Origin of the sequence: Herbaspirillum sp. RV1423 (genome assembly GCF_000577615.1) — a bacterium.
Classification (GTDB): domain Bacteria; phylum Pseudomonadota; class Gammaproteobacteria; order Burkholderiales; family Burkholderiaceae_D; genus Herbaspirillum.
On record NZ_CBXX010000027.1, the window covers coordinates 57393 to 65190 of the forward strand.

General features: G+C 64.1%; 7 protein-coding genes. 3 read left to right on the plus strand and 4 right to left on the minus strand.

Features of this window, described 5'->3' with window-relative positions; all coding sequences use genetic code 11:
- Nucleotides 1-480 precede the first annotated feature (480 nt).
- From RV1423_RS20065 to RV1423_RS20075, 3 genes are all read left to right on the plus strand, one after another.
- The gene (locus tag RV1423_RS20065; RefSeq protein ID WP_034300495.1) at nucleotides 481-2037 is read left to right on the plus strand and encodes a methyl-accepting chemotaxis protein; all 1557 of its coding nucleotides are present in this window, start codon (nucleotides 481-483) and stop codon (nucleotides 2035-2037) included.
- A 48-nt stretch (nucleotides 2038-2085) separates the two neighbouring features.
- Entirely contained in the window at nucleotides 2086-3120 is a 1035-nt protein-coding gene (locus RV1423_RS20070) for an XdhC family protein (protein WP_051516809.1), read from the plus strand.
- Nucleotides 3121-3284: 164 nt separating this feature from the next.
- Nucleotides 3285-4187 carry a LysR family transcriptional regulator gene (locus RV1423_RS20075; RefSeq protein ID WP_034300498.1) on the plus strand — a complete coding sequence of 301 codons (903 nt, stop codon included), beginning with the start codon at nucleotides 3285-3287 and terminating at the stop codon, nucleotides 4185-4187.
- On the opposite strand, the gene pcaD is transcribed toward RV1423_RS20075, so the two are convergent.
- The 4 genes from pcaD to RV1423_RS20095 all read right to left on the minus strand — a co-directional run bounded on the left by pcaD (nucleotide 4178) and on the right by RV1423_RS20095 (nucleotide 7455).
- Entirely contained in the window at nucleotides 4178-4981 is an 804-nt protein-coding gene (gene pcaD, locus RV1423_RS20080) for a 3-oxoadipate enol-lactonase (RefSeq protein WP_034300500.1), read from the minus strand. The two genes, RV1423_RS20075 and pcaD, sit on opposite strands and share 10 nt — an antisense overlap.
- A 24-nt stretch (nucleotides 4982-5005) precedes the next feature.
- A complete protein-coding gene (gene catA / locus RV1423_RS20085) occupies nucleotides 5006-5917 on the minus strand; it encodes a catechol 1,2-dioxygenase (RefSeq protein ID WP_034300503.1) in 912 nt (303 codons plus the stop codon).
- Between the two features lie 69 nt (nucleotides 5918-5986).
- Complete coding sequence (gene catC, locus RV1423_RS20090; protein WP_034300505.1) at nucleotides 5987-6277, minus strand: muconolactone Delta-isomerase; 291 nt, start codon at nucleotides 6275-6277, stop codon at nucleotides 5987-5989.
- A gap of 41 nt (nucleotides 6278-6318) precedes the next feature.
- Complete coding sequence (locus tag RV1423_RS20095; RefSeq protein ID WP_034300507.1) at nucleotides 6319-7455, minus strand: muconate/chloromuconate family cycloisomerase; 1137 nt, start codon at nucleotides 7453-7455, stop codon at nucleotides 6319-6321.
- Nucleotides 7456-7798 lie beyond the last annotated feature (343 nt).

Sequence of the window (7798 nt, forward strand, 5' to 3'; positions counted from 1 at the left end):
GTTCTTTCTAATAATGAACATCATTATTTAATATGAATAAAATGAATCTCAATCGTTATTGTCGGTGTGAAGAGCACGCATGAGGCCGGCGGGAAATGGCGAAGGAGGGGACGGCAGACGCTGAACGAAAACAAATGGTGCAGATATCGAAGGATATGCACTCGAAAATTATGCCGGCGTATTTTTGTTTGCGGTTTTGGTGCAAATTTTATAAAAAATATTGAAATTAATCTGATAGTTACAAGATTCTCAAGTCTGAAATATCGTCCGGTCAGCGCACAAAATTTTTTCCGTTCTGTTGTAGATTCCTGACGAATCCGTACGGAGGCGGCAGGCCATCAGCGCTGCGGAATCTTCAGGAGGCGCGCGGAACGGGCAAAAATCCTTGACATCTATTGTCTTCAGATAACAGAATTAGATTCGTTATTGATGCCGATGGGAAAGGCCGCAATCCGCGGCAGGCGAAGACAGGGAGGGGAAATGAATCATATGCAGGCGAGTGCGGCGCGTTCGTTGCGACCGGGGCAGTACCTGATCAACCGCACCAGCTCCGAAGGCGTCATCACGTACGCCAATCAGGCCTTCGCCGACGCGGTGGGCATACCTGTGCAGGAACTGGTCGGTACGCCCTACACCAGGCTTCTCGATCCGGAGACGCCGGCCGAGGCCATCAAGGATATGCGTCAGACCACCATTACGCAGGGGCGCCGCTGGGCCGGACTGACACGCGTCAAGGCGCGCAATGGCGAATCCATCTGGGCCATGACCAATGTCTCCCTGGTGCGCGAGGGCGGCAGAGTGGTCGGTTCGACTTCGGTACGCACGTATGCGCCGCCGGAGCAGATTTCCTTCACCAGTGCGATGTTGACGCGGTTCAAGGAGCACCGCGCCCGCGGCTGGGCCGTCCGCGGCGGACGTTTCGTCAGAACCGGCGCGGTCGGCTTGCTGCAACGGCTGGTGCGGCCAAGCTTCGCCAAATCCCTGCTGGGACCGCAGGCGGTCACATTGGCCATGGGCCTGGCGGCGGGCGGCTTGTGGACCAGCGGGGCGCTGCATGCGCTGATCGTGGCGATCCCGCTGGTGTCGATGGCAATGCTTGCGCTCTGCCTGTGGCAGGCGGCGCGCCTCATGAGGCCGCTTGAAGAGGCAACCGACTTCGCCTATCGGGTCGCCGCCGGGGACCTTGAAGCGCCGCTGTCGGAATCGGCCGCGCCGCATGCCGGCGATTTGATACGGGCCTTGCTTCTGATGAGAAGCAGCATGGTCACCCTGATTGGGGAGGTGAGCCATGGCGTGGACGGCATGTCGCGTGCATGCGTCGATATCGCTGCCGGCAACATGGACTTGTCGCACCGCACCGAGAACCAGGCGGCTTCGTTGGAAGAGATTGCTTCCAGCATGGAGCAGTTGACCTCGACCATTGAGAACAATGCCGGGCATGCGGCGCAGGCCAGCCGCAGCGCAGGCGCGGCGGCCGGCGTCGCCCGCGAGGGCGGCCGCGCCTTCGACAGTATCGTGGCCATGATGGAGAGCATGGCGGCCAACGCCGCGAAAATAGGCGAGATCGTCAAGGTGGTGGAGGGCATCGCCTTCCAGACCAACATCCTGGCGCTCAACGCGGCGGTGGAGGCCGCGCGGGCCGGCGAGAACGGCCGCGGCTTCGCGGTGGTGGCCGCCGAGGTGCGCACGCTGGCCCAGCGCAGCACGGCGGCATCCAGGGAAATCGCCGGTCTGATCTCGGCATCGATTGCCAGTGTCGGCAACGGGACCGCGCTGGTGCACGGTTCGGCCAAGACAATCGCCGAGGTGGTTTCCGCGATCGGCGGCGTCAATCAACTGATCGAGGAGATGGCGCGCGCCAGCAGCGAACAGCATGAGGGCGTGCTGCAGATCGGGCAAGCCTTGTCGTTGCTGGATCAGATCACGCAGCAGAACGCGGCGCTGGTGGAAGAGGCAGCGGCGTCGGCGGCGTCGCTGGCCGGGCAGGCCGGCGACGTGAAGCTGTCGATGGGCGTATTCCGTTTCGGCGCCGCCTGAGCGGTGCCGGGAGGGCGCACTCGGCGGCAGAATTTTGAGGGGGCGAGCATGGAAAGTATGGACTTGCAGGTGTTGCGCACGGTACGCGCGTGGTGCGCCGAGGGATATGCGGCACGCCTGTTTACGGTGGCGCAGACCTGGGGCAGCGCGCCGCGCCCGCCCGGCGCCATGGTGGCGGTGCGCTCGGACGGTATGGTGGCGGGATCGGTCTCCGGCGGCTGTGTCGAGGACGACCTCATCGAGCGCGTGCGCCGTGACGGCGCGGCTGCCGTTGCGCCATCAATGGTCAGCTATGGCGTGACGCGTGAAAATGCGGCGCGCTTCGGGCTGCCTTGCGGCGGGACCCTGCAACTGGTGCAGGAGTCGGTCTCCGACCCCGGCTGGCTGGAGGAAGTATTGGCCGCTATCGAGGCGCATGGACGGGTGTGCCGGCGCCTTGACATGGACACTGGTGCGGTGGCGATACAGGGTGTGGCCGACGGATTGGACATGCGCCGCCCGCAGTTGGACGACGACGCCTTCACCACATGGTACGGCCCGCGCTGGCGCCTGTTGATGATCGGCGCAGGCCAGCTTTCGCAGGTGCTGGCAGGCATGGCCCTGGCGCTCGACTACGAAGTGCTGGTCTGCGATCCGCGCGAGGAATACGCAGACGGCTGGCAAATCGCGGGAGCCAGGCGCCTGGCGGGAATGCCGGACGACGTGGTGGCCGAGATCAGGCCTGATCCGCACACGGCCATCGTGGCGCTGACCCACGATCCCAAGCTCGATGACATGGCGCTGCTGGAGGCGCTGAAGTCGCCGGCCTTCTATGTCGGCGCGCTCGGCTCGAAGCGCAACAGCGAACGCCGCCGGGAAAGGTTGGCCATGTTCGATCTCGGGCCGGGCCAGATCGCACGCTTGCACGCGCCCATCGGCATGGCCATCGGCAGTCGCCTGCCGGCGGAGATCGCGGTGTCCGTCCTGGCGGAGATGACTGCTGTCAAGAACGCGGGCCTTGGCGCCGCCGGACAGGGGCAGGCGGCCGCCGAGCGCGGTGGGGTGCCGGGAAGAGGATGCCGGTCTGATTGCCGACACGCATGATCGCGGCAAATGCAGCGGATAACTGATCCGAATTTGACCGCAATGCGCACACGGTTGAAACTGCTGAGGACTTCATCAACCGTTGGCTCCTGGCGAGCGGGCCGTCTCGTGCGGCTGCATGGTCCGGGATATTGCCTGATTGCCATTTTCCTCACGGAGCAGACTTGGAACTTCGCCACCTCAGATACTTCAATGCGGTCGCCAGCACGCTCAGCTTCAGCCGCGCGGCCGAGCTGCTGCATATCGCCCAGCCGCCGTTGAGCAGGCAGATACGCCAGCTCGAGGAGATGCTGGGGGCCGAATTGATTGACCGCGAATCGCGGCCCATCGCTCTCACCATGGCCGGCAAATTCTTCTACGAGCAAACGGTGCAGTTGCTGGCGCGGCTGGAGCAGATCGAGGAGGGCACGCGACGCATTGCCGACGGCGGCAATCGCTGGTTCAACGTGGGCTTCGTCCCCTCCGCCATGTACGGCCTGCTGCCGGAGCTGATCAGGCGTTTTCGCGCCGGCCAGCCGGAGATCGAGGTCGGGTTTGCCGAACTGACGACGATGGAACAGGTGGAGGCGCTGAAATCCGGACGCATCGATGTGGGATTTGGCCGCCTACCCATCAACGATCCCGACATCGCCTGCGAGACGTTGGTAGACGAGCCGCTGATGGCAGTGTTTCCGCTGGGCCATGCCTTGCTAGGGAAACACAGCGTCAGCCTGGCGCAACTGGCGGGCGAAAAATTTATCCTCTATCCGGCGCGTCCGCGCCCAAGCTATGCCGACCAGGTGCTGGACATCTTCGCCTCTCGCGGGCTGCGACCCGACATCGTCAAGGAGGCCAACGAAATGCAGACCGCTGTCGGCCTGGTGGCCGCGGGAGTGGGCGTGGCGCTGGTGCCGGCTTCGGTGCGCGGCTTGCATCGCGCCGACGTGGAATATCGTCCGCTATCGAACAAGGGGATCTTCTCGCCGGTGATCATGAACTGCCGCGCCAGCGATCGCTCGCGAGTGCTCGACCAGTTGCGCGACATGGCCGGACGCATCGTGCAGGAACATCTGGCGCATCAGGCCTGAAGGTCGCCGTCGATGAATTCGGCCAGCACGCCGGTGAAGGCTTGCGGCGCTTCGATGTTGGAGAGGTGGGAGGCGGGCAGCGCAGCATAGGCGGCCCCCGGGATGCGCCGGCACATGAACTGCGCATCGGCCACGGTGGTCACCGGGTCGTGGCTGCCGGCGATGACAAGGGTAGGTACCTTGATCGACGCCACCTTATCGCGCAGGTCGGCCGCGGCCAGCGCTCGGCAGCAGGCTGCGTAGCCGTTGGCCGAAGAGGCCGCCAGTTCTCCCGACATGGCGTTTATCAGCGCCGCCGATCGCTCCACGAAGCCCGCCGTGAACCAGCGGCCCGCCGCGCCTGCCGCGACGCCGGCCATTCCGTCGTTCGTGACCAAGTCTGCCCGCATATTCCAGCCTTCCGCCGTACCGATGCGCGCGGCGCTGTTTGCCACCGTCAGGCTGAGCAGCCTGTGGCCGGCATGCACGCCCAGCCACAGGCCGGTGATGCCGCCCATCGAGATGCCGCAGAAATGCGCGCGTTCGATGTCGAGGCGGTCCAGCAGATCCAATACATCCTGGCCCAGTTGCGCCAGCGTGAAGGCACTGTCCTTCGACAGGCCGGCCACGGCGCTGCTGGCGCCATGGCCGCGCGTGTCGTAACGCAGGACGCGGAACCTGCCGCGCAGTGCGGCGGCTTGCGCCTCCCACATCGACAGGCTGGTGCCCAGCGAATTGGACAACGCCAGTACCGGCGCGTCCTCAGGGCCTTCCAGCGTGTAATGCAAAGGGGGCGGATGTCCGGTGGTCTGCATGGTTCATCTTCCTTCGACTGCGGTTCAGACGGTGAAATGGTCGCGCACCACTTCGGCCTTGGGCAGATTGTCCCGTTCCTTGTGCAGGACGAAATCGAAGTCGATGGAATAGAACGGGCCATCCAGTTCGTCGCGGCGGATCGCAGCATCGTCGGTTACCTTGGTGAGTACAGGCACCAGGCCATCGCGGGTGGCGAAGGCGAAGTCATCCCACAGGAAGGGATCGCCCTCGATGTTGATCTGCGTGGTCAGGGTGCGGAAACCCGGCGCCTTGACGAAGAAGTGGATGTGGGCGGGGCGAGTGCCATGGCGGCCGAGCAGTTTCATCAACTGGTCGGTGGAGCCGCCCGGCGGCACGCTGTAGCCGACCGGCACGCGCGAACGGAAGCGGTAGCGCCCTTCGCTGTCGGTGCGGATGCTGCGGCGAAGGTTGAACGGCGACTGGTTTTGGTCGAAGAATGAGTAACCGCCCAGATGATTGGCGTGCCAGACTTCCACCAGCGAGTTGCCCACCGGCTTGCCGTCCATGTCGCGCACCTGGCCCTGCATGAACAGAACTTCGCCCGGCTGCGGGTCCTGGTCCAGGCGGGCGAACGCCTTCTCTTCCGGCGCGCCGGCCACGTAGAGAGGGCCTTCGATGGTGCGTGGGGTGCCGCCGTTGACGCCGGCCCGTGCATCAGCCTCGTCCATGCGCAGGTCGAGGAAGTGCTCGAGACCCAGGCCGGCGGCGATCAGGCCGTATTCACCGTTACGTCCGGCCTCGGTCAGATAATGAACGGCAGCCCAAAATTCTTCAGGCTGGACATCAAAGTCTTCAATCGTGTGGAACAGGTCATGCACGATACGGTTGACAATCTTTTGAACACGGCTGGCCTCCTCGCCGGAATCGGCGCCCTGGATTTTGCGTAGTACTGCATCGATGGCTTGTTTGTCCATGTTGGTCTCACTCTCTCTTTATGGTTTGGATGGAAGGGCGTGACATGGCGTCACGGACTGATGGGCGGGTTAGCGGTCATCCTCGTGGATGGACGATGGGTGGCGGCACAGCGCTTCCACGTCGATCTTCATGTAGGGGAACAGCGGCAGGCCGGTCAGCAGGTCGTGCAGTTCGGCGGCGTCGTCGACGTCGAAGATGCTGACGTTGGCGTAGCGGCCCGCTACCCGCCACAGGTGGCGCCATTTGCCGGAACGCTGCAGGCTTTGCGCCAGCTCGCGCTCGGCCAGCTTGAGTTCATCGGCAGCTTCTTTCGGCATGGCGTGCGGCAGTTGCACATCCATTGTGACTTTGAACAGCATATCGTCTCCTGTTTCATTGATCGTGCGGAATGGTTGTCCGGTCAGCGCTTGTTGTCGCGGCGCAGATGGGCGATGCGGTCTTCGTCCAGCGTGATGCCCAGGCCAGGGCCGGTCGGCAGCATCAGCTCGAAGTCGCGGTAAACCAGCGGCTCGGTGAGGATCTCCTCGGTCAGCAGCAGCGGTCCGAACAGCTCGGTGCCCCAGGCCAGGCTGGGGAAGCCGGCGAACAACTGCGCCGAGGCCATGGTGCCGATCGCACCCTCCAGCATGGTGCCGCCGTACAGGTCGATGTTGGCGGCGCGCGCTATCGCGGCGACCTGCTGCGCACCGGACAGGCCGGCGGATTGGTTGATCTTGACCGCGTAGACGTCGGCGGCCCCCTGGTGCGCGATATTGTAGGCATCGGCCGGGCCGTGCAATGCCTCGTCGGCCATCAGCGCAATGCGATTCTTCTGGCGCAGGCGCGCCATCCCTTCCACGTTGGCGGCCGCGATCGGCTGCTCGACCAGGTCGCAGCCCGCGTCTTCCAGCAGCCGCATGCCCAGCATGGCGTCGGTCTCGCTCCACGCCTGGTTGACGTCCACCCGCACGCTGGCCCGGTCACCCACGGCGCGCTTGATGGCGGCCACATGCGCGGCATCTTCGCGCACGCTGCATGCTCCGATCTTGAGCTTGAAGATGTTGTGGCGGCGCTGCGCCAGCATTTTCTCAGCCTCTTCGATGTCGCGTGCCGTGTCGCCGCTGGCCAGCGTCCACGCGATCGGCAGCGAGTCGCGCACGCGGCCGCCGAACAGCGTGGAGAGAGGGACGCCGAGACGCTTGGCCTGGGCGTCGCACAGCGCGGTCTCGATGGCGCATTTGGCGAAGCGGTTGCCTTGCACATGCTTGTCCAGGACCTGCATGCGCGCGGCCACCTGGGCGGCATCGCCGCCGTTGAGCAGCGGCGCCATGTAAGTCTCTATGTTGAGCTTGATGCTCTCCGGACTTTCCTCGCCATAGGCCAGGCCGCCGATGGTGGTGGCTTCTCCCAGGCCGGTGATGCCGTCATTGCCGGTAATGCGCACCAGTACCAGGGTCTGGCGGTACATGGTGGCCATGGACAGTTTGTGGGGACGGATGGTCGGTACATCCAGCAGGATGACTTCGACGCGTTCGATGGCAATGGAATTGGTGGTCATGGCGCTCTCAACAGGTATTGCCGATCATAGAAACAATCGTCCCCGCTTGTCCAAGACCGTTTGAGGCAGGATCCATACCCGTTGGGTATAAAGCGCCCGGAGGAGCTTCACGGCCGGCGTGACGCTCGTCCGTTCCGACGTGCCGCGGGGGCCGATTCTTGTGGGGCCGGCTTGTGTCCGCAGCGTTGGAGGGACGGCGTATCATAGCGGGCAGGCCGCCGCAGCCGGCGGCGGCCATCCGTGAATTCCCGCATGCAGATACCCGTTTCCCGTCCCGCCGATCCTTATGACGACGCCTTGCGCCGGCATTGGCGCGGGCATTCGGCTTACACGATATGGCAGG

Excerpts from the sequence above, each read along its gene's own strand:
- catC (WP_034300505.1), bottom strand. The coding sequence starts at position 6,277 with ATGCTGTTCAAAGTCACAATGGATGTGCAACTGCCGCACGCCATGCCG.
- RV1423_RS20095 (WP_034300507.1), bottom strand. The coding sequence starts at position 7,455 with ATGACCACCAATTCCATTGCCATCGAACGCGTCGAAGTCATCCTGCTG.
- RV1423_RS20070 (WP_051516809.1), top strand. The coding sequence starts at position 2,086 with ATGGAAAGTATGGACTTGCAGGTGTTGCGCACGGTACGCGCGTGGTGC.
- catA (WP_034300503.1), bottom strand. The coding sequence starts at position 5,917 with ATGGACAAACAAGCCATCGATGCAGTACTACGCAAAATCCAGGGCGCC.
- pcaD (WP_034300500.1), bottom strand. The coding sequence starts at position 4,981 with ATGCAGACCACCGGACATCCGCCCCCTTTGCATTACACGCTGGAAGGC.
- RV1423_RS20065 (WP_034300495.1), top strand. The coding sequence starts at position 481 with ATGAATCATATGCAGGCGAGTGCGGCGCGTTCGTTGCGACCGGGGCAG.